This is a genomic window from Sulfobacillus thermosulfidooxidans DSM 9293, assembly GCF_900176145.1.
GTDB classification, from domain to species: Bacteria; Bacillota; Sulfobacillia; order Sulfobacillales; family Sulfobacillaceae; genus Sulfobacillus; species Sulfobacillus thermosulfidooxidans.
Genome location: NZ_FWWY01000001.1, coordinates 2,047,197 through 2,070,386, shown reverse-complemented (window position 1 = coordinate 2,070,386; position 23,190 = coordinate 2,047,197). Strand labels below are relative to the sequence as shown.

23 protein-coding genes are annotated in these 23,190 nt (G+C 49.6%); 5 read left to right on the top strand and 18 right to left on the bottom strand.

Annotation, left to right across the window (positions count from 1 at the left end):
• Nucleotides 1-269 precede the first annotated feature (269 nt).
• Nucleotides 270-1,433, bottom strand: a complete 1,164-nt coding sequence (locus tag B8987_RS10385) for an IS110 family RNA-guided transposase (protein ID WP_084661475.1) — start codon at nucleotides 1,431-1,433, stop codon at nucleotides 270-272.
• Between the two features lie 388 nt (nucleotides 1,434-1,821).
• Here B8987_RS10385 and B8987_RS10380 point away from each other — a divergent pair, with 388 nt between their 5' ends.
• The 3 genes from B8987_RS10380 (at nucleotide 1,822) to B8987_RS10370 (ending at nucleotide 4,286) form a co-directional block, all read left to right on the top strand.
• On the top strand, nucleotides 1,822-2,742 hold the full coding sequence (locus tag B8987_RS10380; protein WP_084661474.1) for a cation diffusion facilitator family transporter: 921 nt from the start codon (nucleotides 1,822-1,824) through the stop codon (nucleotides 2,740-2,742).
• A 58-nt stretch (nucleotides 2,743-2,800) separates the two neighbouring features.
• On the top strand, nucleotides 2,801-3,226 hold the full coding sequence (gene mntR, locus B8987_RS10375; protein ID WP_020376079.1) for a transcriptional regulator MntR: 426 nt from the start codon (nucleotides 2,801-2,803) through the stop codon (nucleotides 3,224-3,226).
• An 82-nt stretch (nucleotides 3,227-3,308) separates the two neighbouring features.
• Nucleotides 3,309-4,286: a D-alanyl-D-alanine carboxypeptidase family protein gene (locus B8987_RS10370; protein WP_084661473.1), complete on the top strand. Its 978-nt coding sequence runs from the start codon at nucleotides 3,309-3,311 to the stop codon at nucleotides 4,284-4,286.
• Here the strand turns inward: B8987_RS10370 and B8987_RS10365 are convergent.
• The 15 genes from B8987_RS10365 to B8987_RS10295 all read right to left on the bottom strand — a co-directional run bounded on the left by B8987_RS10365 (nucleotide 4,254) and on the right by B8987_RS10295 (nucleotide 18,825).
• A complete protein-coding gene (locus B8987_RS10365) occupies nucleotides 4,254-5,480 on the bottom strand; it encodes a D-alanyl-D-alanine carboxypeptidase family protein (RefSeq protein ID WP_084661472.1) in 1,227 nt (408 codons plus the stop codon). The two genes, B8987_RS10370 and B8987_RS10365, sit on opposite strands and share 33 nt — an antisense overlap.
• A 32-nt stretch (nucleotides 5,481-5,512) precedes the next feature.
• Nucleotides 5,513-6,151 (bottom strand): alpha/beta hydrolase, encoded by a 639-nt coding sequence (locus B8987_RS10360; protein WP_084661471.1) that lies wholly within the window; start codon nucleotides 6,149-6,151, stop codon nucleotides 5,513-5,515.
• A gap of 16 nt (nucleotides 6,152-6,167) precedes the next feature.
• Nucleotides 6,168-6,635 carry a DUF420 domain-containing protein gene (locus tag B8987_RS10355; protein WP_028963205.1) on the bottom strand — a complete coding sequence of 156 codons (468 nt, stop codon included), beginning with the start codon at nucleotides 6,633-6,635 and terminating at the stop codon, nucleotides 6,168-6,170.
• A gap of 180 nt (nucleotides 6,636-6,815) precedes the next feature.
• Nucleotides 6,816-7,319, bottom strand: a complete 504-nt coding sequence (locus B8987_RS10350; RefSeq protein ID WP_084661470.1) for a hypothetical protein — start codon at nucleotides 7,317-7,319, stop codon at nucleotides 6,816-6,818.
• A gap of 102 nt (nucleotides 7,320-7,421) precedes the next feature.
• Nucleotides 7,422-8,195 carry a CheR family methyltransferase gene (locus B8987_RS10345; RefSeq protein ID WP_084661469.1) on the bottom strand — a complete coding sequence of 258 codons (774 nt, stop codon included), beginning with the start codon at nucleotides 8,193-8,195 and terminating at the stop codon, nucleotides 7,422-7,424.
• Nucleotides 8,182-9,204 carry a chemotaxis protein CheB gene (locus tag B8987_RS10340; protein ID WP_084661468.1) on the bottom strand — a complete coding sequence of 341 codons (1,023 nt, stop codon included), beginning with the start codon at nucleotides 9,202-9,204 and terminating at the stop codon, nucleotides 8,182-8,184. Before B8987_RS10340 ends, B8987_RS10345 begins: the two co-directional genes overlap by 14 nt.
• Nucleotides 9,205-9,253: 49 nt before the next feature.
• Nucleotides 9,254-9,613: a response regulator gene (locus tag B8987_RS10335; RefSeq protein ID WP_026040761.1), complete on the bottom strand. Its 360-nt coding sequence runs from the start codon at nucleotides 9,611-9,613 to the stop codon at nucleotides 9,254-9,256.
• A complete protein-coding gene (locus tag B8987_RS10330) occupies nucleotides 9,613-10,173 on the bottom strand; it encodes a chemotaxis protein CheC (RefSeq protein WP_084661467.1) in 561 nt (186 codons plus the stop codon). Before B8987_RS10330 ends, B8987_RS10335 begins: the two co-directional genes overlap by 1 nt.
• A gap of 37 nt (nucleotides 10,174-10,210) precedes the next feature.
• Nucleotides 10,211-11,221: an HD domain-containing phosphohydrolase gene (locus B8987_RS10325; RefSeq protein ID WP_084661466.1), complete on the bottom strand. Its 1,011-nt coding sequence runs from the start codon at nucleotides 11,219-11,221 to the stop codon at nucleotides 10,211-10,213.
• The gene (locus B8987_RS10320; RefSeq protein ID WP_084661465.1) at nucleotides 11,202-13,931 is read right to left on the bottom strand and encodes a hybrid sensor histidine kinase/response regulator; all 2,730 of its coding nucleotides are present in this window, start codon (nucleotides 13,929-13,931) and stop codon (nucleotides 11,202-11,204) included. Before B8987_RS10320 ends, B8987_RS10325 begins: the two co-directional genes overlap by 20 nt.
• Entirely contained in the window at nucleotides 13,928-14,365 is a 438-nt protein-coding gene (locus B8987_RS10315; RefSeq protein WP_084661464.1) for a chemotaxis protein CheW, read from the bottom strand. The genes B8987_RS10320 and B8987_RS10315 overlap by 4 nt, the downstream gene beginning before the upstream one ends.
• A 15-nt stretch (nucleotides 14,366-14,380) precedes the next feature.
• Nucleotides 14,381-16,372, bottom strand: coding sequence for a methyl-accepting chemotaxis protein (locus tag B8987_RS10310; RefSeq protein ID WP_084661463.1), 1,992 nt, complete (start codon nucleotides 16,370-16,372; stop codon nucleotides 14,381-14,383).
• A gap of 169 nt (nucleotides 16,373-16,541) precedes the next feature.
• Nucleotides 16,542-16,766, bottom strand: a complete 225-nt coding sequence (locus B8987_RS10305) for a DUF1540 domain-containing protein (protein WP_037913789.1) — start codon at nucleotides 16,764-16,766, stop codon at nucleotides 16,542-16,544.
• Between the two features lie 128 nt (nucleotides 16,767-16,894).
• The gene (locus B8987_RS10300) at nucleotides 16,895-18,223 is read right to left on the bottom strand and encodes a leucyl aminopeptidase family protein (protein ID WP_084661462.1); all 1,329 of its coding nucleotides are present in this window, start codon (nucleotides 18,221-18,223) and stop codon (nucleotides 16,895-16,897) included.
• Nucleotides 18,224-18,360: 137 nt separating this feature from the next.
• Nucleotides 18,361-18,825 carry a hypothetical protein gene (locus B8987_RS10295; protein WP_084661461.1) on the bottom strand — a complete coding sequence of 155 codons (465 nt, stop codon included), beginning with the start codon at nucleotides 18,823-18,825 and terminating at the stop codon, nucleotides 18,361-18,363.
• A 607-nt stretch (nucleotides 18,826-19,432) separates the two neighbouring features.
• On the opposite strand from B8987_RS10295, the gene B8987_RS10290 reads away from it, so the two are divergent.
• Nucleotides 19,433-19,702 carry a hypothetical protein gene (locus B8987_RS10290; protein ID WP_084661460.1) on the top strand — a complete coding sequence of 90 codons (270 nt, stop codon included), beginning with the start codon at nucleotides 19,433-19,435 and terminating at the stop codon, nucleotides 19,700-19,702.
• Between the two features lie 231 nt (nucleotides 19,703-19,933).
• Here the strand turns inward: B8987_RS10290 and B8987_RS10285 are convergent, their stop codons facing one another.
• The gene (locus B8987_RS10285; protein ID WP_076006165.1) at nucleotides 19,934-20,695 is read right to left on the bottom strand and encodes a hypothetical protein; all 762 of its coding nucleotides are present in this window, start codon (nucleotides 20,693-20,695) and stop codon (nucleotides 19,934-19,936) included.
• A 300-nt stretch (nucleotides 20,696-20,995) separates the two neighbouring features.
• On the opposite strand from B8987_RS10285, the gene B8987_RS10280 reads away from it, so the two are divergent.
• Nucleotides 20,996-21,817 carry a DUF2785 domain-containing protein gene (locus tag B8987_RS10280; RefSeq protein WP_176213222.1) on the top strand — a complete coding sequence of 274 codons (822 nt, stop codon included), beginning with the start codon at nucleotides 20,996-20,998 and terminating at the stop codon, nucleotides 21,815-21,817.
• Between the two features lie 47 nt (nucleotides 21,818-21,864).
• Here the strand turns inward: B8987_RS10280 and B8987_RS10275 are convergent, their stop codons facing one another.
• Complete coding sequence (locus B8987_RS10275) at nucleotides 21,865-23,166, bottom strand: LCP family protein (protein WP_084661458.1); 1,302 nt, start codon at nucleotides 23,164-23,166, stop codon at nucleotides 21,865-21,867.
• Nucleotides 23,167-23,190: the final 24 nt, after the last annotated feature.

Here is a 23,190-nt window from a genome sequence, read left to right as displayed (position 1 = left end):
AAGCGAAACGATCTCAAGCGGCGGCGGATGGGCCGCCTCATGCGGGACCAGCGGTCGTCGCCTAACGACTCGCAAACCAAGGGAACGCTTTTACACGTATGGTGGGAGTCAAGCCCCGGGGTGAAAATTCTTGTCTCGGGCCGGGCTTGAGGTGTCTGACGCGGACAACCGCCCGCAGGGCCAGGCCGGCCTTAGCCGCCCGTCAGGGTCGCCTGGCCCGAGGGCGGTTGTCCGCGAGAATGAGTTCTAGGCCCGGCCCGGGCCCCCACTTAGGTCGACAAAACGGGTTGTCCCCGAGCCTCCGTCGCCGCGCGGTCCGGAGCAGAACCTTCTGCACCGGTCAGAATCTGCCATCGGTCGGTCAACGGATACGACGGCACGGTGCGCAGGATGGCGCGAATGGCACTAAGTTTTTTCTGATACCGTCGCCGGTCGACTTCGTGGGCCAGCCGTTGCTCGTGCCACACGCGCCAGGCGGCCAGGAGAAGCTTGCGCGCTACCGCCACAATGGCTCGCCGTTTGCCGAGTCGGGGGACGACGCGGGCATAAAATGTTCGCAGGGGAGTGTCCTTCGCCCGAATCGCCCACCAAGCTGCTTCAACCAGCACTTGCCGCAGAATCGCCGGCCCTTGATGACTGATATGTCCGCGCCAATCGGCTTCGCCGGATTGATGGACGCTGGGATCCAATCCGGCATACCGCCCGACTTGGCGGGCCGACCGAAACCGCTGAGGATCGCCCAGCCAGGCCCACACCACGGCAGCCGTCCAGGCCCCGAGGCCAGGCACGCTCCAGAGCCATGCCATCTCGGGGTACCCCGCCAAGCGCCGGAGAATCTCGCCCCGCAAGCGATCCCCTTCCTGCTGCGCCTGCTCGGCCATCGTCAGCGCACTGGTGAAAACGATTTGCAGCGTCTCGTCGAGTTCCGCCCCCTGGGCGGCGAACCACTCCCGCAAGGCCACCGTCCGCGGGACCGCATAGCCCGTACGGATCAACAGATTTCGCGCCCGGTTCCGCCACGCGGTCTCCTGCTGCTGGCAAGCGCGGACTTGGGTAATCAACGCCCGGATTGCCCGCACCTCGGCGGGCGGCACCCACACCTGCACGGAGGTGTAGGTACCCAGCGCCATCAATTGTGCCAGACGTTCTGCGTCAATCCGGTCCGTGTGCCGCCCGCCGCCGAGGCCCTTCAGCCCGGCCGGATGAATGACCACCACTTGACGGACGTAGTCCACCAAGCGATCATAGATTGTGAACGCATTTCCGGTGGCTTCGATGGCGACGGCGGTCTCCGGCGTGAGTTGCGTCGCGACAAACCGGGCCCACTCGTCGGGAGTGTTGAGAAACCGGAAATGCGTGCCTTTTTGGCCTGGTTGAAACACATAGCCATGAATATAATTCTTATGCAGATCCAATCCCATGAACCGCGTCATGGCGCCTATCCTCCCTTTCCCATGATCTTGTGGCTGGTGATGTCTAGATGATTCCGTGCCTGTTGGCATTCACGTATCCGAGTCTCCGGCCGAACCGGCTCATGTGGGCGGTGCGCGGGGCGGAACTCACTCACACACACTAAGCGAACCGCTGCATCGCGTGCAGGCCCATGTAAAATACCGAGTCGTTCCGCCCGGCGACATCGCACGGCTCGCCCACGAAATACCGAGCAGTTCGACAGATGGCCCGCCGATTCCTGCTCCGCGTGTCGGGGCTTGATTCCCATCATACCCACACACAAATTAGGACTTGACCCTCCTTGGCCGTTCGCGATAAATTGTGATAGTGTCAGAGGTATAAAACTATTATCAATGAGGGTACAAGTCTGTGCATGAGCACTCACATCATACGGTAACCATATCACGACTCAAGTGGGCACTCATTCTCACGATTATTGTATTCATCGTGGAATTTCTCGGGGCCTTATCCAGCCGCAGTTTATCCGTCCTTTCTAATGCCGTGCACCTGTTAAGTGATGTTGGTGCCATGGGTCTTGCCTATTATGCGGCTCGCATTGAGAATAACCCCCCCACCAAGCAACTGAGTTACGGATATGCGCGTAGCGGTATCTTAGCCTCTTTGATTAACAGTTTGATTTTAGTCATATTAGCCATCGGTCTCATTATCGCCGGCATTTACCGGTTTATTCGCCCAGAACCTGTGATGGCCGGGGCCATCATTTGGTTAGGATTGGTAGCTTTCCTCTTTAATATTCTTGTCACAGGACTCCTCATGCCTCGCGATAGCCATGACCTCAATCTCCGTGCCATGTTCTGGCATGCTGCCAGTGACGCCGCAGGGTCATTAAGTGTCATTGTTTCCGGGCTCTTGATCTGGTGGACACACTTTAATGGCTTCGATCCCTTGGCTGGAATGCTGATTGGCGTTATTTTATTAAAAGCCGCGTTAGGCATCAGTGCTCAGAGTGTCAACATCCTCATGGAAGGGACCCCGCCTGGCGTAAAACCTCAAGACATTGAGCATGCATTGTTGACCATTCCCCGCGTCCACGAGGTGCATCATCTGCACATTTGGGCCTTACGCTCCGACTACAATTTATTATCTGCCCACATCTTAATTGACAATGTTTCCGTCAAGGAAGGGCAAGAAATTCTTGCCGCTATTGCCCGTTACCTCCAAGATCACTTCCCTATTCACCATGTCACCATTCAATTAGAAACCCAACAACATGATCATGTCGATGATGATTGTCACCCCCATTTGCCTTCTCATCCGGAAAAGGACTAGCACATATTGTCATAACTCGCATAGTCTACAATAAAAAGCGAGAAAGGGTGAAGGGGGCATGTCCACACCCAATCAAGAAGATTATCTGGAAGCGATTTGGCGGCTAACCGAGCAAAAAGGCTATGCCCGCGTTTCCGATATTGCCGAATGCCTCCGTATCAGCCAAGCTTCTGTCAGTAAAATGATTCGCAAATTGAAAGAAGAAGGTTGGTTGGAAGTCGAACGGTACCGCGGTCTGTCATTAACGTCTAAAGGTATTGCGGAAGGCCGGCTATTACTCGCCAGGCACCAAATTCTCGAACGGTTCTTACGCCATCTCGCCATTTCCGATCCGAAAACCGTCTATCATGATGTCGAAGGCATCGAACATCATTTTAGTACCGAAACCCTGGACAGACTTTCTGCCCTTGTCGCCTTTATAGATCAAAATCCGACATGGTGGAACAAATTTCTTGCTGAGTTGTCATCTTTACCCAAAGCCTAACCCCTATTGCCTTTGATAAGATAAAGCATGATTCATAAACATGCTTTCTCTTCATGAATGGTCGGTAGGGGGATTTAGGGGAATGATTTCTCAGTCGAAACACCGCAAATCGGCATCCAGCAAGCCTTGGGGAGCCGCCTTTTTAGCTTTTCTATTAATCGTGTCAGCGTGGATTAACCAAGAGTTTTTTTCGCATCCTGCAATTCATGACGTATCCGCTGCCTCCAAACAGGCTCATACCATCAAAACCTTATATACGGTGGTGCCGGGTCCTCAAAAGACACCGGCTTTACCGTTTAAAATTGGGGAAAGCTCAGGCATTCTATGGAATCTTAATACCCACCAATTGTTATGGCAGCTCCATCCCCATACTCCAGGTCCCCTCGCTTCGACCACCAAATTGATGACCATTTACTTGGTGCTGCACCACTTACCCCTAAACCGCGTCATTACCATCAGCCCTCAGGCCGCGGCCACGACCGGTTCCGACATTTATATGGCCCCTGGCGAACATTTTACCGTGAAACAGCTTCTCTATGGTCTCATGCTCGCCTCAGCCAATGACGCCTCGGTCGCTCTAGCAGAAAATTTGGCCGGTTCCCGTGCCGCTTTTATTCAAGAAATGAACCAAGAAGCCAAGGCACTGGGAATGAACGGCACACATTATGCGGACCCGGACGGCCTCTCACCCAAATCTGTTGGCACGGCTTGGGATTTGTCGATTATTGCTGAACAAGACTTGCGTAATCCCTTATTCCGACGCATCGTGGATACAAAAATTACGGCATTACCGCATAATCCCGTGGTACGCAACCTCAATGGCCTCTTGTTTATCGATCCATCGGTGATTGGCATCAAAACGGGATGGACGACCCAAGCTGGCTTCAATTTGGTGTTTGCTGCCACCAGAAACATCGACGGGCACCCGGTGACTTTACTCGGAGTGATTCTTCACGCTCAATATGGCTTTCCTCCGGAATATCAAGATGCCGAAAAAATTCTTAACTGGGGTTTTCAACAAGTCGCGTTACAAATGAGCCCACCACGGCATGACATATGAGGTTCTCGCTTTCAGCGGCACCCATGAGCTTTCAGGCCAGCCCTTAGCGTTAATGCGGGCATATCCTAAAATCTGACCAGCATGCCACGCAGGTCCGGGCTTCTTCAGGCGCCATTGGAGCGTGGCGTCTTCTCCCACATCATACGCTCCGAGCGGCTTGGCGGCATATAAAGCGAGCGTTGTCGTCGTCAGGACCCTGTGAATATGCAGAACGAGAACCGTTTGACCAGCGTGAATTAAAGGCGACCATGAGGTGTGAAACGCGGTGTTCAGTAACTGAGCGGTGTCATGAAACATCGGATTAAATGCGGGTTCTCCCAACACAACGCCGTACACAGTTAATGGACTACCATGCTCCACTCGGGTCGCGCCAAAGACAAGACAACTCCCCGCCCAAGGTGTCCATCCTGTCTTAACCCCAATCGCTCCGGGATAGGACCATAGCAACTGATTCAGGTTAGACAGCACACCAAAGGCCGTTTTGTGGGTCTTTGTCCGGACCAGTAGGCGAAACTCCGGATTTTTCATCACATGCTGGGTTAAAATCATCAAATCCGCCGCCGTGGAATATCCTTCATGGTTAACCCCATCCGGATCGACATAATGGGTGTGATCCATATGAAACTGGCGAGCTTGTTGGTTCATGGCGGCAATAAAGCGCGCGGGATGATTGTCCGTGGCCGCCCGGGCTAATACCCAAGCCGCATCATCTGCTGATGGTAGCATAAGTGCCCACAACAAATCCTGGACACTCACCACCTGTCCACGGAATAAGGGGACTTCACTATCTGCCTTTAATAACCCTTGACGGTCATTGAGAACTTCTTGCGAAGTAATTGTCACTTTCCGGTTTAACGGCATCATCTTGTCCTCAAGGGTCAAATACGCCGTCATAATTTTGGTGGTCGAAGCTATAGGACGTTCTAGGTATGCATTTTTCTGAAATAAAATGGGCCCCCCGGCCACTTGAATTTCACAGCTTCCGGCTAAGGTATGCCATAGGCTGGGTACCCGAGGAAGATGAAATATTTTGGGGACCTGAAGACTCGGGGTAATTTGTTTTACCTGGGCTAATGGCGGAGTGAGAGCCACCGTCCCTGTCCCCACGACCATCGTCGTTAAAATCCCTAACCACAGCCAGCGGGGCAGAGCAGAGTTCCGATCTAATCGACGTTGTTTTCGCATCACTCGCATGTCGCCATGATCACCTGCATTCCTATCCCAGTTTATTTGACGACATCATTTAGCCACTGCATCAGATCATGCAATTCCTCTTCAATCACTTCATGTCCCATCGCATAGGAACGAAATGTTATTTCAATATTATGACGACTTAAGATCTCGTGAGCCTTATGCGCCAGCGCATAAGGCAAGACTTGATCACTCAGACCATGGCCCCAAAATACGGGAAGCCGGCGCCACGAAGTGTCGGGGGAAGGAGGATCTGGCAAATATCCACTCAACACACTGACACCGCCAATTTCTCGTAGCGGTTGGTAAAGGCCTAAATGAAGTGCCATGACCCCACCTTGGCTAAATCCCCCCACAATCACTTTATTGGGAGGAACATGGGGAAAACGCACTGTCAGGCCCGAAAACCACTTCTTTAAGGCGTTTAATGCCTGCTCCATTTCCTCAAGATCCGGGGATTGCAACGATCTTAAAGCGTACCAGCGAAATCCGGAACCTTCCGCAAATGGTGCACGAATGGTGACAACGGCCCATGTCGGATCAATGTAGGGCCTAATCGCCATTAAGTCTCTTTCATCAGAACCAAAACCATGTAATAAGACTAAAAGGGGATGCTCTTCGTCTTGTAGAACCGAGGGAGACGATAAAAAATGCAGGTCTTTGACGGTATTCATCGCTTCGCTCCCTTATTTAATGTCCTACAAGAATCTGCACTAAACTTTTGGTCGTTGGGCCCGGAGGAAAGATCACAAAGAGCATCAAGAACACGGCAAGACCGGTCAGGGCCGAGACAAACCAAAACGTTGCCGTCCATGGCGCTATTTTCTTGTGCTTGTTAAACCGAGCTCTTAAAGCCCAACGCAGGGTAATGACGCCCATGACTGCCGCGGCCGTCGCTAAGATAACGTGAAACTGCAAAAAAACTTGATATGGAGCATTATATTTTTTAGGCCCTCCAAAATATGTGTCGCCAATGGTAAAAGTGCTCAACACATAACTGACAAAGAAAGCGGCACCCAAACTCGCGCCCGTTAACATAAACTTACGGTGCACATCGATGCGCTTGTGTCGAATAAAATACCATCCAAAGGCGACAACAACCGCACTCGTAATCATCAATAATTCATTAAAAAGGCCCCAATATCCCGCGATACCCATAACTTGTCTCCGCCTTTCTTTTACATCCTGTCTCATTCATCATGATCAGCCAGATTATCCTTGTCAACTAGCCCTTCTGGCCAATGTTTGTACGGGTTTTAGCTTAACCCATTTCAAAAATTCGAGGGATATCATGCTGAATACACATGATATACTATGACATGTTTCGCCTAGATCATTTTACACTTTACGTGTAGTGAGAAATTGACTGAGTCCGTCCACGTACACTTGTTGATTGTGATAGGTTCTCGTGGGAAATGGTAATACCAGCACATAAGGCGTGATGCCAGCATAAAGAATGGCCTGGGTCACGTGGTGTTCCAAACTTTTCATGACAACAATAATGGAACCAGGACGGTATTGTGCTAGCCGATCAGCTAAGGAAGGGATCCAGCGAATCCGCGCTTGTTGACGCTCAGGTTCCTTTAAATAGCCAATACTTTCACATGCCAAATTATCTAGGAAAAAACCGTGTTGTTGAAACCATAAAAAGAATTCCTGAGGCGTTTGACCAACTGTGTTGCCAAAAACACGTACAAATGCCTGGTACGTAAAACGAAATAATTGCGAATTCCCCAAATAAAAAAAGCGTTGACCCCTAGATGGTGATTCCGCAACAAATAGTGTCTTTATTTGTTGCGGACGATATGTTTCCCGAAGTCCTTGCCAAATCTCTGGTTCCATCAAAACACCTTCTTTACAAATCTCCCCTCATCTGTTCATTGTAAGCCATGAGTTGTCTTAGGCCAAAAGCTTGGCTAAACGCTCATTGAGATATTGAGATGATTACATGACTCGCTGAAAAAGCGCCGGGCCAATGGCTACTAAGCCGTATGCTTGGGCATCCAAAAGAGTTTCCGTGGCCCCAATAAAGAGAAGCCCTCCCATTTTCAGCGAACTCACCAAGTTTTCTAAGACACGGCGACGCGCCTCTTGAGAAAAATAAATCATGACATACCGGCTCATGACGAGCTCGAAGCTTTGTGGATATCCTTTATCGGTGAGTAAATCATGATGTGCCCAGTGAATATCACGGTGCGCCTCCTGGACTAACGAGAAGGTATCCTCTCCATCTAGATGCCACCACTCCCGGTAGGGATCCAGCAACGGCGTTAAGCTTTCTTTGGGAAATCGTAACAATTTCGCTTGCTCCAGGGTCATCACATCGGTATCGGTAGCCCAAATCTCCCACTGGTGAGCATGACTGCGTTCCATCAGCCAAAACGAAGCCGGCTCTGCTCCCCACGAGCATCCCGCGGACCACGCCCTTCCATGGGTGAAGCCCCTGTCGTGAAGAGCGGTGGCTAAGCGTTGCCAATATGGCGGATCACGAAAAAATTCGCTCACATGCACTGTTAAGAAATTTTTTAAGCGGGCTGCAATCCCGGGTTGATGACGCATCGCCTCGATGAGGCCTGGTAAATCCGCATAGCCTTCACGTAAGAGAAAGCCTTTGAGCCGTCGTTCCACTTGATCGCGTTTATAGTCCTGTAAGACCAACAAATTTTCGTGATCAATATACCGGACAAATTCATGCCAGTGGGCATCAGGAAATTCCAAAGCCAGGATGAATCACCTCATTTAGCCAGCTACCAATCTCATCGAGTGTGCCAACCATGTCACCCACTCCTTTGTTTAATGTGGCTTGGGGCATGCCCCAGACGACTGCTGTGGCCGGATCTTGAACGATGACCGTTCCGCCCGCCTTATGGCATTGATAAGCCGCTTCCGCACCGTCTTCGCCCATGCCGGTCAAAATGGTAAAACACAAATCTTGTCCAAAGGCTTTGACACCGTCAATGCCTGTCACATCGATGGCTGGAATGACCCCATGTAACCGGGGGCCTGGTTCACTCCAAAAAGCGTGTTCATCCAAGCGCAGATGATATCCTCCACGGGCCAAAATGATCTGGCCCGGTTCCCATGGCATTTTTTGGGGAGCCAAAGGGGATTCACGTACCGGTATTCCGGTAATTTGTCCAAGCCGGGCGGCCAAGGACGCGGTAAAACTCGCGGGCATGTGCTGAACAATCACGATGGGAATCGACCAAGGTGACTGAAAATATTTCACCACCCTAGCCAATGCTTTAGGACCTCCCGTGGAGGCGCCAACAATCAAAAGCCTGGCGTGAGTAGGTATTGGCTTCGGCCTCGAAGAAGGCATCACTTTAACCATCCGGTTGACATAAGGGGTCTTTAGGGCTTCATATTTCGCAATGATTTGGTCAATGATTTGATCGAGTGGCTGACTCGGAGCGGGTTTACCCACAAAGTCGGAGGCGCCCGCGTCCAAAGCTTGCCAGGTTAAATCTGCACCTCCTTGAGTTTGACTGGAAACCATAATAATAGGTCCATCCCATTTGGCGCGCAAGGCTTTGACTGTCTCAATGCCATTCATATGGGGCATGAGAACATCCATGGTAATCAAATCGGGGACGAAATTGGACACTTGGATCAAAGCCTCTTCGCCACTCCCGACAGTCAGTACATCCCATCCCCGGTGCTTAAACCGGTCCTTTAACACAAACCGGGCATAGGCCGAATCGTCCACGATCATTACGGCAGGCATAAAGACAAAGACTCCTTTTTTATCAATCCGCTAAACATGAATGAATAAATTAGGACAGGACTTTACTGAGTGAAGCCAATACACGTTCTGGCTCATAGGGCTTGACAATAAAATCCTTGGCACCATTTTGAATGGCTTGAATGACCATCGCTTGTTGACCCAAGGCCGAAACCATGATCACTTTGGCCGCGCTGTCCACATCTTTGATGGCTTTCAAGGCATCAAGACCACTCATCTCGGGCATCGTAATATCCATGAGCACACAATCCGGACGAATAGCCTGGTATTTTTCGACCGCTTCTCGGCCATTAGCGGCTTCTTCCACGTCATAACCTTGTTGAGTTAATAATTTTTTTAACCGAAGACGCATAAAGGCCGCGTCATCCACAATCAGTACCGTCATCCCCATTACCTTCCTTTCTGTAAACGTTCCGGCACGATCAAAATTTCCCCGGTTAATGTTTCGCCCGTCACGCGAAAGATAGCTTCAGTAATCAGCACACGCTGCTGGTTCGAAAACAATGGGAAAACATCGATTCCGTAACCCTGTTTCACTTCTGGAACGGTGGGCTCAAACACTGTGCCAAAAATATTGGCAAACACGTTCAAAAAAGCTGTCCCAACCACATTCCCAATCTCTGCGAGCGCCGAAAGGCCTACCTCATCAAGTGGCAACCCTGTGTCTTCCCCCATCATTGTGGAAACTAGACGCTGACCGTTTTCTGGCGAAAAAATCAACATAATCCTAGCGGTTAACAGTCCTGTAGCCCCTAAATGGACCACATAATATTCGGTATCATCCTGTTGGGTAAAACGCTTTAGCACATCCCCCCACGCGACTTCATTGACCGCTTTATCTTCCATGGTAAAATCCAGTCCGGTCATTTGACTTAAGGCACGTCCCGCTTCATCCAGTCCCGGTCCGCAAATTTTTCCCCAAATTGTAAGCACTTCATCGACGTGCGCCATATAATCCTCCCACCTCACTTCTCATGAGTTCTTGTTATCAAGGCCAGAGCCGTTCAGGATAAATTCCGGTAATCACTCGGGTCTGTTGGTCTGGGTCCCGTAAATCGATAATCAGACCAGCATCTTTACCATTTAACAATCCAATAATCGGGCGACTCGGCCAATCCGAAGGGACACGGCGCACCACGGCTACATCATGATTTCCCAACGACACGACTTGTCCGGTGGCATAAGGCGCTATGATACGCTGCAGTTTTTTCACGGTTTCCAAGGAAAAATCCATACCCGCTCCTCCAACAACCCATTCCAACGCCTCGTGAGCGGGCAGTGCGGGCTCATTCGTTTGAAATACCAAGGTTAAAAAGTTTTCGGCCAATCCCAAGATCATCGCTCCGCGATAAATTTCCTCGCCTTTGAGATTAGGGACACCACTGCCGTCATAACGTGCATGGTGTTGGAGGAGTGTCGTAATCGTGGGCGATGGCACCTGAAATTGCCTAAGTTCCTTCACGAGACTTAGGGCATGATGCGGATCTTCTTCTCTCACTTGACCGTCTTGTAGTCCCTTATGATGAAATCCCATTAACAAAGCCGCCAAAGCATAAGCCTCAGCCCATTCGGGGGCTAATTGGTACCCTAGACGCATCACCAGGCCGACAAGATTGACGTAATAACTCAAAAACGGCGTCCCTACTTGATAAACCGGGATTAATTCAAAAGCCGATCCGTGAGCATCCAGCTGTTCATCCCACATCTTGCGAAGAATGTGCTGTCCTTGATTAATCACATCCCAGGTTAAGGGGCCTGATTGAGAAGCCCATTTGACCATGTCATCGATTAACGGTGCAGAAAGAACCAAAGTGGTATCAATATCCTCAAAACCTGGCCATTCAACGGGCAAAGCCGGAATATTCCACCGGGTTAAGGTGCGCAACATCGATTCCGTGAGTTCCACGCCCGCCCTAAGCAAAATCCGTCCATCAGCACTTCTGAGGGTATCGGCAGTAATATCTCCAGGTTGTAATTGATTAATCGGCAATAAGCGCATGCGTCTTTTCTCCCTTATTATCCATGGTACCGTGATAGGCTAAATGGACAGAGTGGACGAGTTCAGCCACATCCCATTTGGTGAGGACAAAATCGGCTCCCAAGTCTTGACACCGTTCTTTGGATAATTTTCCATCTAAAGATGTGTGCACAATAACTGGAATGGCAGGAAATCCGCTTTTCATGGCTTGCAACACGTGATAGCCGTCCATTCGCGGCATTTCCATGTCAGTCACCACGACATGAGGATGAAGAGAAGCATCCTTAATCTCCTCAATCGCTGTCATCAAAGCTTGTCCGTCTTCAAAGGCCCGAACCAGAGCCCCTTGTTCCGTGAGCGCTGTCATTAATTTTTGTCGGGCCAAACGGGAATCATCGGCGACAAATACCCTCACACCATCTAGACGCGATGGACCCTCTTGAGCCGGAGGCAAAGAGGTATCGACAGGAAGAACGGCCGCCAAGGTGGCATCGAAATCCACCAGTTGGATCACACGGTCCCCCACTTCCGCCAATCCCATAATCACTTCCGTCTTTTGATAATGGGGTACCGCTTGAATACTTCGCCAGTTAATGGGAATAATCTCTTTCACCGCGTCTACCGACAAGACAAAACGGCGTTGACTCATATGAATAATGATGAAATATCCGCTCTCCCCATCCTGTGGACTATCCATCATTTTTCTCCCGGAAATCACCGGATAGGATTCTCCCCGGATCATGGTCACCCCTTCTAAGAAGGGATGTTGGCCCATAATGCGGGAAACGGGCTGGCGCACTAACACTTCTTGGACTTTTTCTACAGAAACTGCATAAGGTTGGGCGCCGAGCTCAAAGACCAGCCATGATGATAAGGCTTCTGGCGTGCTCCCCTCGGAAACCACCGTCTTCTGTTGCAAAGAGGTTTTCTCATCATAGCCAATGCGCTCAACCAGGCGTTTCACATCGACCATTAAGGCCACGCGCCCATCCCCTAACACGGCTGCCCCCGTCATCCAAGGCATAAACGGCATGACCCGATCAATGGGTTTAATCACCACATCTTGCTGTCCTAACACGGTATCGGCCACAAGCGCCATTTTGAGAGGACCATCTTGAACCCGAACGATCACCTGCGGGCGGCTTCCCGGGATTTTTAACCAGTCGGCAAGCACGGTCACCTTCAACGGGTGCCCATTATCATCGATCATCTCCGCTCCCAACGTGTGTTTGACGACATCTTGTTGCCAATGCTCAATCCGTTCCACATTTAATACCGGTATGCCTAAAACAACGGGTCCCACTTGAATTAATAAGGCCGATAAAATCGCCATGGTCATGGGCAATTCCATGATGAACCGGGTTCCTTGACCCGGTTCGGATTCCACCCGAATATCGCCATGAAGTGCAGTTAACGTTTCCTTCACGACATCCAGGCCTACTCCCCGCCCTGAAAGATCGCTCACTTGATCCTTGGTAGAAAATCCAGGAAGGAAAAGCATTGCCACAAGTTGATCGGGTAAAGCACTTTCGGCTTGTTCACGGGTCATAACTCCCCGTTTCACCGCTTTGTCCCGTAACCGGTCCCAATCGATGCCGTGCCCATCATCGGCCACAATAATTTGTACCCGGCCTTTTCGTGACGACGCTTTAAGGAAAATATGGCCCGTAGGGGATTTATGTTGGCGTAAGCGTTCTTCAGCACTTTCAATACCATGGTCGGCTGCATTACGAATCAGATGTAACAAGGGTTCATGCAACCGGTCCATAACCAGCCGATCTAACTGGGTTTCGCCTCCTTCGATGCTCAGGGTAATATCTTTAGAGAGTTGCGTGGCGATATCATGAACGGCCCGGGGATATTGATGAAAAAGCGTGGACAATGGTAACATTCTGGCCCGCAAAGTAATATCTTGCAAATTCATGGCAATGCGCTTAATGCCTTCTAAAGCTTCTTTGGCTGATGACGAGACATCAGGCAACCGGTGCGTCAATTCGGCGTGCCGCAGCAATAATTCCCCAAGCCCATCTAAAAGCCCCTCGAGGACGCCGGGATGAATGCGGATCATGTTTTCTTGACGGCTTGCACTTACCGTCGCCGGTGCGCCAGTCAAGGAGGCAGAACGGTCTGATTCTTTGGGAACAACCTTTTCCCAGCTCTCCACTTCCGGAACACTGTGAAATATCTCCGGCCAATTAACCGGGCCACCGGTTTTAATTTTCATTACCACCTCGACCGTCGTGTCATCAAATTGTTCCAACTCGGCAGGGTTCTCGAGCGATGGCTTGGACGAGATGATCTGAGCGACTTCTTGAATCCGGTTCAATAATTGAAAAGCCCTGGCGCCTTTCAGCGCACAAGCGGGATCTAACCTAATACGCCAGTGCTCACCGGGGGAGAGATTTGAGCTAGGAGAGGAAGGGGATAATTCGCCCCGGATAAAATCGACCAAATCTAGCACCTGTTTGCGCAGATCACTTTGATCCCATGTAATGTCTTGTCCCCTGACATGATCTAACGCATCCTCAAGTTGATGCGCTTTCGTCGACCATTCCACAAGCCCGACCATGGCTGCCGAACCTTTTATCGTATGGGCCGCACGAAACGCCGCAGCAATATCAGGCTCATCTGACAGCGCGGTATCTTCTAAGGTTTGTAGCAGATCTTGCAATTCGGCGACGAAGAGTTCTTTTTCTTCCGCTGAGTCCCATCTAAGATCGTGAAAAGTCATGATAACATCTCCCCGGCCTGATGCATCAAATCCCACAAAAAATAGGGACCATGAGAATGCCACACAAAGACAAATCCGCGCTCGGTTTGAAAATATCCGGAAATGAGTGGCTTTAGCCGCTCATCGACCATATCCGGCACGTCTTCATGCACTGCCGTCTCGATAATGCTGTCAACTTGTTCGACGGCGAGTCCCATCGATTCGCCTTCTCCCACCACGACCACCACGTGTTTTAATGGGTTTTCTGACTCAATGTGAAGCCAAAAACGGGGATCCACCACCGGTAGCATCCGCCCCCGCAAGTTCATCAAACCAAGAAGGCCCATTGGGGCTCCTGGGAGCCCCGTCAATGAAGGCATGCGGATGACTTCACCGACAACGGAGGTGGGCAGTCCGAATGTTGAGCCTTCTAACGAAAAGGTGAGTACTTGCATCCGTTTAGGCCCCCTCTACAACTGGTATTGGGAAACCAATTCGTCTAAGCGGCTCGCCACTAAAGACAGTTCTCGGGCTTTTTCTGCTAAAGCTCCGGCAGATTCCGCGACATGTTGACTCGTGCTGGCCACTTCTTCGGTGGATGCTGCCGTTTCTTCGGAAATGGCCGCTAATCCTTGAATCGTATCGGTCACTTCGGCAGATGCCGCAGCCATTTCATGGGCGGCCGCAGAATTGTCTTGAGCAATCTTGGAAATTTGCCGGATTCCCTGATCGACCCCTTCGCTTTGGATGTCAAAGGTTCGGATCGTCTCCGTCAACACACTAATCTCTCCGGCGACTTGGGTCACCGCTTTCTCCATTCCCTCAAGTGCTCCCCGGGTTTCCTCACCCAAGGCCTGCCCGGTCATGACTTCTTGCTGCCCTTTTTCCATGGATAAGACGGATTGTTGAACGGTTTCCTGAATCGTCCGGATCAGCTCACTCACATTTTTGGCTTCTTGAGAAGATTGCTCAGCCAATTTTCTGACCTCATCAGCCACGACCGCAAATCCCCGGCCATGTTCGCCAGCCCGGGCCGCTTCAATATTGGCATTTAATGCAAGTAAATTGGTTTGGGATGCAATTTCCGAAATCGTACCAGCAATGGCTCCAATGCGCTCGGAATGTTTGCCCAAAAGGGATATGGCTTCCGCTGTGTTTCGGGTCACATCGGCAATCCGGCTCATGGCTGATAAGGTTTCTTCGACTTGTTTTCGCCCTTCTTGCGCCGCCTGCCGGGATTGTGCCGCCAATTGTTCCATGCGACTGGCCGCTTCTTTGACCGACAATTGAGCCGTTTTCATGTTGTTTAAGGCATGTTCTCCGCCTTGCACTTGTTCCGCTTGCAGATTGGTTCCCGTCGCCACTTGCTCAACAGCCGCTTTCAACTGCTGCATGGATGCCGCAATTTGTTGCAATCCATGGGATGATTCGCCCGTCGCTTGCGCTGTTTGGGAAATGGCCATGGATATCTGTTGGGTTGCATCAGTCGTTTGGGAAGCCAGATCATTCAGTTCTGTCACGTTACCGTGAACCAGATGGCCCATGTCCTGCATGGCAGAGATGACCTCCCGAAGGCGTTGATGCATTGCCACAATAGCGTGGCCTAATACATCTTTGGGCCCTTTAGCGGCCGGATTAACCGTCAAATTCCCCTGCCCAATGGCTTCTGCTACCTTGCCCGCTTCGGCTAAATAAGACATCATGGCGCGAAATGACGTCGCCAAGTCGCCTAATTCATCACGGCTGGTGTAGGTCACTTGATCTTCAATATTGCCTTCGGCCAAATGCTCGGCCACCGTCTTTAAGGTTTTAATGGGACGCACAGCAAAATATTGAATGCCCCACAAGGCCAACGCCACAAAGAGTAACTGAATAACCGCGGCAATCCATGCAAAGGAGATGGCTGCACTTTGGTTATTGCGGACACTGGTTAAGGCATTGCTTAAGTTATTTTGTCCGATTTGTACCAGTTGGTTTAATAACGGCATAATCGCATTGGACGGGGCGTTGTTGCCAACCGTTTGCATCGAGATAGCCTGAGCAATTCGGTGATTTATGACATCTTGGTGAACGATTTGTGCATCGGTATTATAGGCATTGATTTGTTGAGACACGTCATTTAACAATTTGACGGCTTTAGCCGTCGTATTGACGTTTTGTGCCGTGGACAGTGCATTGACAAATTGCTTTTCGAAGCCCAGGGCTTGTGCGTAAGTTTCATTTGCTAACGCATTTTGATTCCCCAGTTTAGCTACCAAAACATACATATTCATTTGATCGTCATAGGCAAAAAACGAGGTTTCCATCGTATGAACGGCATTATTAAATAACGTATCGCGCTGGCTAATATGTTCGGTGTGACGCAGCGTATTTTCCGCACGGGATATGGTTAAATAGCTCTGAGTAACGGTCACAGCCATTAATAAGCCTGCCAAAATGGAGACTTTCGCAGTGAGTTTCATGATCTTTCGAGTCCTTTCGTCGACAGTCTCTTGTCGATTCCCTTCGACAATTGTTACGTCGTACAATGCCGCATTTCGACGTGAAGGCATAAAGTCCTTTTTTCTTAGACAAAAAAATAACCCGGTGCCAGGACCGGGTTATTCTACGGATCGCCTTGAATCGACTCCGCTAACGCGATTTGAAGGTATGACACGCCGTTTCGGTCATGGAATGGGCCGGGGTGCTTCCAATCGCTTGAATCAGGTTGCCTTCTTCCTCATTGCCAAAACTCATGCTGGGATGATCCTGAACCGCTTGGTCAGAGGTAATCAAAATACTGTCGGCCGAGCATACATTATCCTTGGCCCAAAAATAGCAATTGTTGACGGTGCATTTCACGTTGACAGATGCCAACACGAATCCCTCCTTTCGCCATGTCCATATAGCAACATGGTTCAGTAGGTTATGATGCCCCAAGTCTTCATCCCTTATCCGGTAACTTTATACAGTATGTCAATCAATTAAAGATGCACCTGGGCAATCTAAGCGTAATCCCGAATCCAGCATTGCATAATTTCCGCCATTAAGAGCATGCCAAAACCGGTTGCGCCATTCTTGTCGTTAATCGCCATCCCAGCAATATCGATGTGGGCCCAAGGAACCCCTTTCGCGAAATGCCCAATAAATAGCCCGGCCGAAATCGTGCCTCCGGCCCGTCCCCCACTATTTTTCAAGTCGGCCACCAAACTCTTGTTCATGTCTTGATAGGCCTTGTCATGCGGTAATTTCCACACCTTCTCCAAACTGCTTTCACCGGCTTGGAAAATACATTCGGCCCATCTCTCATCGTTGAAGACAAGACCGGCCCGCACGCCGCCCAAGGCGATAACATTAGTGCCGGTTAACGTGGCCATATCTATCACATGCGACACGTGGGATTCTAAAGCATAGGTCAAAGCATCCGCCAAAACCAAACGACCTTCGGCATCGGTACTGGCAATTTCGACAGTCGTCTTGTCCATCATAGTAATCACATCGCCAGGTCTATAGGCCGCCCCATCCGGTAAATTTTCGGCCAAGGGAGCCACAGCCAAAATATTTATTGGCCAATGCATTTCCGCAGCCAATTCCAGTGCTGCCATCATAACAGCGGAACCGGTCATATCCGCCTTAAGACGTCCCATATTTTCTGCAGGTTTTAGGGAAATTCCCCCCGAATCGAAGGTAATCCCTTTCCCGATTAATCCAAGCCATGGACTCCCCGGTTTGCCTTCATACCGTCCAGCCAATAATACCGGGGGATTCGCCGAACCTTGGCCCACCGCCAACATGCCACCAGCTTGCATCTGTATCAAATCCTCCAATTCGAGCCGGTGCCAGTTAATGGGCAGATTTTTTTCCCACGCCCTATTCTGAAAAAGGGTCGCTAATGCCTGGGGCGGTTTTAAATTGGGAGGCATATTAACAAGGTCTTTCACCCAAATGACAGAGTCAGCGAGGCGTTTGGCGTATTCCCATGACCTCTCCCCAGGACTCACATAGACCTTAAACTCCTTCGCCTGGTTCGGCACCGTATAAAGGGACTGGGCTACCGTCACCAAAATATGAGGCCACCAGGTATCGGGAGTTTCTGACATATCGCATAAAATATGCATAACATCCAAATCTTTGACAAAGTTTAACGCCGAGGTGATTTTGCGTTGCAATGCTTCCAAATCTTTGGCTTCGCAAACAATTTTAACCGGTTGTCTGGACGTATCCAGAACAATGCCTGCTGAGCTTAGAGATTCCCCTTGTGTGTGACTCCGCCGGCAAATCATTTCTACATCAAAGGCAACGTGTGCCGACTTGGTATGCCAGGAAATGGCCATTGATATCCCCCTAGGTAAGTTCCCTTATTACGCCGTGTTTTTGGGTTTACGTGATGTTCTTTCGCGTTGAGAACGCAAAATTCCTGCTGCAATACCAAGATACTCCACAAGACACAGCAAAAAACGCGCCTGTCACATTACAGGCGCGATGACGAATGTTTTTTATAATGATGGGAATGATATTCGAGACGTTCGTCTAGATGACGAAAACGCTTTTGCATCGCTGGAAATTGCTCGAGGTATTGCGCACCTCTTTGGGCCAATTCCCGGGTTAATTCGGGATCAACATCTTTCGCCAATTCTAAGGCCTCTTCCAAAAGGCCGATTAACGCCACCATATTATCATGGGCTTCACTGCGTTTAAGATACCAAGCATGGGATCGTAGTAGTAATAACCGCTGGTCATCATGAGCACTGATAAAATATTCTCCGGCCACATCTTGCAATTGTTCCACCGCTTTTTCAGCGACGGTTTCATTGGACACGGCCACAAGCACAACATGATCGTGATGTCCTGATTCGACTTTTTGCCGCACAATATCGATTTCGTCTTCCGTCGCTGAAGACATCGTAAACCAATACGCGTATTCCGTTCGCACCATGCCTCTATCTCCTTCAGGTTTTTTGATAATACTCCCTGACAGCTAACAACACCTAAGAATGGATGACCTATGTTTTTTGTACCGCGCTTAGAGGCGTCCATACCTAAATGGGCTTCGCTGTAAAGCCCACGGGAGGGGGTGTAGGTCTACGCGACTGCCTGTGTGATAATGACAAGGTCCTAAATAACTATTTTCTATCCATGGCTGTAACTATAACAAAATTCTTGATAAATGTCGGGATAATGAAAGTCATCCTCAATTTGTTTTGACAAAATTATTTCAGGACCCTAGCGGGAATTTGGTATGATGAAAGAGATAAGAACTAAGGATATCGGCGCTGAACGGCAAATCAGAAAGGCGGTTTCTCTATGGCCATTGCCTATTGGGTTGTTTTAGCGCTACTGGTTGTGCCAGCATTTTGGATATTAGCTGGGGTCATTTTGTGGATTATCTCTGGGGGACGTTCTGATCCGCCTAAGATATTTTAGATCTCCATGACTCAAGAACATGGGATCGGGGGCAAAAAAAGAGTATGGATCACCACAGGTCAGTTTACCCATGGGTTATTGCCACTTCCCTAGCCGTTCTTTGTGGGACGCTCGTGCAAATGCTTTTGCCCGGGTCTGCCCAGTGTGTTTCGACAGGGAACCAAAGATCCTGCCAGCAAGAATCCTTGCTGGCAGGATCTCCTTTGGCAGCGATAGGGCTTTTCATTGGCGGCGTGATCCTATCGGCCCTGTTGTTCAAGTGGGGTCAATCACGGTGGGTTTTACTCACTTATGGCAGTCTGACACTTTTCTTTATCATCCTCAGTTTTAGACTGGGATGGCCCTTTGGCATTTCTGCCCTGTTAGCACTCATTGCCGCTGGCTCTTAATTTCTTTGCATCCTCTTTGCAACCTCATTGAGTTTAATGGCGCAGCGGGTCTTCTTAACACGCATGCCCTGACCACAAATCTATGTGGGAGAACACGACGACGTAAGCACCCGCTGCTGGTTAAGCTTCGGACACCGAGTTAACGAGAGAACTCACCCCGGCTATAAGCCACCACCAATCAAACCTTGGGCGGTTATCAGGCCCGTATAAAAATCATGCACGTATTAATTCTTAGGAGGATATCGGGGGTTTTCTCCCCGGCCAATGGGTTGAAAACATCGAACCGGAAAGCGCAATCCCTTCAATAATCCATAGCCATGTGGAAGGAATAGGAACGCCTAAAAGCGTCAAAGACACCAAAAGGAGCACAATACTTCCGCCAGCCGCCAAGAGCTGTCTAGAGAATGGATGATTGAGACTGCCCCACTTGTATTGCAGTAAACTGCCAGAAATCGTTAGGACAAATCCAATCCCTACAGAGATTGTGGTCATCATCAATAAAGACGGATCAAACTGCCAGTGAACGTGAAATAGCCGTCCACTTTTTAATCCATAGAGGACCATCACCGAAATCAATATTCCCATTAATTGGGCGGGCCGGTATAGGCCTTGTAATTTCACAGGTAAAGACGTAGGCCATAAATTAGACGCTGTCCCTACCAGAATGAGCGCCGTAAAAATCCCTTGGTAGGGTAGTTCAATGGATTGCAGGGGACCCACTAACAGGGTAATTAACCACGCTGCCGGTAATAACAGCAGGTACACACGGGTTATTGTCCAGATTAAATAACGTGAGGGAGAAGATTGAGGAGACATAAGAGAAGCGGTTGTCACAACGCCGGCTCCACTGAAAGCCAAAATGCCGACTAACATTGCGGCACTAATATTGTCTAACCGACCCGATAAAACCATAGAGAGAAAATACCCGTCAATAAGCGGCAAAATTAAGAGGCGTAATAGATCACCTGGCGTTTTGGTTGATGGTAAAGCCATATCCATCCCTCATTACGATCGACTCCTTTCATATTGGCGAATCACGTGGGATATTGTACCTGTTCTTGCATCAAACAGCAATAACACCATCGTGAATTTTTTCTGTATTCTTGTCTGTCTATGGCCTTCATCATCCGCATATTTTAGGTTTCAATAGAATGGGTATCTCAGAGTTCTTTCAAAACCAATGAAATCCAAACATCGAAAAATGACATACCAAATCTCTATAACCAATACCGTATAATGGAAATCATTGACGGACTACGCTTTTTACTTCCTTGCCATAGGAGGGTGCTTTTGATGCAATGGCCTGTCCATGATAAGGCATGGCTCGCACAACAACTTCAACGCCCCCAAGACTGGGACATATATCCGCTTTTTGAGCTGTTGTGTCAGTTGTTAGAGAATCTTGCGAGTCCTGACCCTCTTTTACGCGATCAGTTATCCTATACCTGGATTGAACAACTTTTTATGTCCCCTGCGTTATCGCTGGACATCGTTGATCCATTTGTGAAACGGGCCTTAGACCAAGAGCATTTATTTTATCGCATTGGGGAAAAAGAGACGGACAGCATTTTTATGCGCGCTTTTTCTGTCTTAATTATTCCCCTCGCCATCAATTGGTATGAGACACATGGCCACCTCACACCACAGCGCCGAGATAGCCTACAACAAGCGCTTTTCACGTATATTCGACAAGAACAGGATTGGCGCGGTTATATTCCCCATAAAGGCTGGGCGCATGCTGCCGCACATAGTGCCGATGCCCTTTCGGCCTTAGGCACGTCCCCATTAAGCCGCCAGGAGGACCTTGTAGCCATCGTTCACAACATAGCCTATCTCGCCCATCTTGACACACCACTAGTGCATACCGAGGAAGATCGGTTGGCGATGGCGGCCTATCAAATTATGCGGGCACACGACAAAACGGCAACCGGTTCTGTTGTCATCAGTTCCTGGCTTAATGCCTTGACACCGGACCATTCCGGTGAAGCCATAGCCAATGGTAATACGCGTCGTTTTCTACGCAGTCTCTATTTTCGTTGGTATTTTGATGACCCAAGCTCACCATGGCTTTTTGCCATTGCTGAGGCTATCAAACGCTTTGATATCTTCGCTTAAATCCGTGTTCTCAGCGACCATGTCCCCGGCGCCAGCTTGCCTCTCGCTTAATGAAATTGCGGTTTAAAATCTTGGCCAATAGTAATAATCATATCGAGGTGCGCCACATCATGATAAGGACTATTGGAAATGATTGTGGCACTCGCGGGCCCCAATTCCAGAGCCAGTGACTTGGCAAATTGTTCGTCTCCCGTAAAATTGACAATTTCATTATGCTGGTGGTTGTGACGGTTGGACCAAATCACTTCATTAACCGTATATCCTTGTTTCTCCAGCCAATTCGCCACCTGCTGCGCTTGGGTTAAGGTATCCGTTCCACTGCGCACCACAAAATGAATACTTTTCTTCTGTTGAGCAGTCCACGGTTGTCCCATCATCTGATCGGCTAATAAACGTTCCCACTTGGTATTGTCGACCCAATAATCGAGGCGCACGTGCATGAATGGATCCATACGCTCCGTTGGGGTCCCCGGAATAGTCGCAAATTGGACCTGCGATAAGGAAACATGGCGTGCGACGAGCGCTAACGCGATCAGCTGGTTGTTGTGCAAATTGGTATACACAATGTCCTTGCGCAATTCCAAGGCAATACTGGGCAATTTCGGCAGATTTTGGGGTTCTAAGAGTTTGTGCATAATCGCCCGAATAATTTCTTGTTGCTGAAAGCTCCGGGCAATACTTCCCATCGGTTCATGTCGGAACCGCGCAAATTCCAAGACTTGTTGCCCGTTTAAATGCTGCCATCCCTGATTGAGGTTGATATCAAGATAATTACCCGTGCCACCATAATGCATAGGTTTAGGAACATATAATGTTAAACCACCAATTTGATTAATAATGTCTGCAAAATTCCACATCGTGGTTTCGAGGTAAAAATCCACAGGAATATGCAGCATATTTTCGACTTCTTGCACCGCGAGTTTGGGTCCGCCAAAATAGTTCGCTTCATTCAATTTGGTATAGCCGACATGGGGAATATCCACTAAGGAATCTCGCGGCACGGATAACACGCTAACTTGACCGGTTTTGGTATCCACACTCACGAGCATCATGGCATCAGTTCGGTCACGAACATAGGGATTGGTCACATCTTTGCCGTTAATAATGCTTAAGGCATTCCCTAATAACAGGATAGTCACCCGCTGTTGCCCCAGCGCAAAATTTTTATTTAAGGCACTCACGCGAGAGGTATTGAGTGCATGGGTCGGATCAAGTTTCCACCATGTTCCTACCGCTAGGGCGCCGACAACACCAAGACCTGCTACCCATGCCATCCATTTCTTTCGCCCGCGTTTTGGCCCTTTGGACTTACGCCGTGTGGGCAATTCATCCGGAAGACGATTGTGCACAGTGACCTCCTTATGGCTGTTTTC